The sequence below is a fragment of the Bartonella sp. AP36NXGY genome (assembly GCF_042195865.1).
GTDB lineage: Bacteria > Pseudomonadota > Alphaproteobacteria > Rhizobiales > Rhizobiaceae > Bartonella.
Genome location: NZ_JBHIPD010000096.1, coordinates 1 through 1493 on the forward strand (window position 1 = coordinate 1; position 1493 = coordinate 1493).

Sequence of the window (1493 nt, forward strand, 5' to 3'; positions counted from 1 at the left end):
GAAGTTTATGGTAGTGCACGAATTAAACATAATGCACATGTTTACGGTTTTGCCGAAGTTTATGGAATGGCAACAGTTTCCGGTAATGCACGTATTTATGGCGACGCAAAAATTTATCGTGATGCGGATATTGATGGCGATAACGTCATGTCCACTGGAGAAAAAGCATGGTGAAAAAATACGAATTGACTAATGAAACCACCGATATTGTAAGTTGCCATACATTGTACCGCATTCGTGCTTTAAGAGATTTTGATGATGTTAAGGCTGGGGACCTTGGGGGCTTTATAGAAAATGAAAGCAATCTCTCTCATGATGGCAATTGCTGGGTCTATGATAATGCTTGTGTTACTTGGGGTTCAAAAATTTATGACAATGCAAAAATTTATAATAACGCCCGAGTATATGGTGGTGGTCGCATTTTTGAAAACGCACAGATTTACGGAAATGCAATTGTTTATCCCAATGCAAGAGTTTATGGCGACGCAAAAATTTACGGAGATTCAGAGATCTGCGGAGAAAGCCGTATCACAACAAACGAGAAAAAATAAATCATGTATAAATATGGAATTAAACCTACCTTGTGTGCACAGTTAGTTGTGAGAAATACTCACAATCTAGGTGAACTTTGTATCACTATCTCTGGGTATAAAGACGAGCCTTATGTAGATACCATAATTTCTGAAGACATAATGCAACCTATAAAATCCAAACTCTAACAACCAAACAACATTTTTAAACACCAGCGTGATTCACGCCACGGGTGAATTGCGCTCAAATAGGAGGAAATCAAGATGAGTGAACTAAGTACCACACAAACGGAATTAGTGGAAAAAACGAACGATTGTGAAATCAAACCTACAGCTATGGAGCTTATTTTAGAAAGAGCTTTAGAAAATGATGTCGATATGGAACGTCTCAAGAGCCTTCTTGAATTGCGAGAAAAGGAGATAGAACGACAAGAGCGTCAAAACTTTGTCCGTGATCTTTCTACTATACAAGTGGAATATAAAAATATCGAACAAAATGCCATTAATACACATACTAAAAGCACCTATACAACGCTTGATAAATATATTGATGCTATTAAAGAACCTCTTGCAAAACATCACTTTGCCTTGTTCTCTCGTATCAAAGACCAGAGTTCAAATGACATAACTGTAGAAATGACTTTAAAGCATATATCGGGCAATGAAATATCAACACAAGGAACATTTCCCATTGATGCTACGGGAAGCAAAAATAACACACAAGCGGTTGGTTCTACTATAAGCTACGCACGTAGATATCTCTTAGGCATGCTTCTTAATGTTGCAAGAAAAGAAGACGATACAGATGGAATAACACTTCTTGCGGGTATCTCTTCTGAACAGATGAATGAAATCAAAGAATTAATTAAAAAAACACAATCTGAAGAAAGTAGGCTTCTCTCTTTCATAGGAGTAAAAAATCTAAAAGATATGTCTTTTAAACAAGCACAAACCGCTTTGTTT

Annotated in this window: 2 protein-coding genes; both read left to right on the forward strand. The window is 36.7% G+C overall.

Annotation, left to right across the window (positions count from 1 at the left end; translation table 11 throughout):
* Positions 1-167 precede the first annotated feature (167 nt).
* On the forward strand, positions 168-551 hold the full coding sequence (locus tag ACFINX_RS10025; protein ID WP_273790346.1) for a hypothetical protein: 384 nt from the start codon (positions 168-170) through the stop codon (positions 549-551).
* Positions 552-794: 243 nt separating this feature from the next.
* Positions 795-1493, forward strand: a 699-nt coding sequence (locus ACFINX_RS10030) for an ERF family protein (RefSeq protein ID WP_375668791.1), incomplete at its 3' end; no start/stop codon positions are given.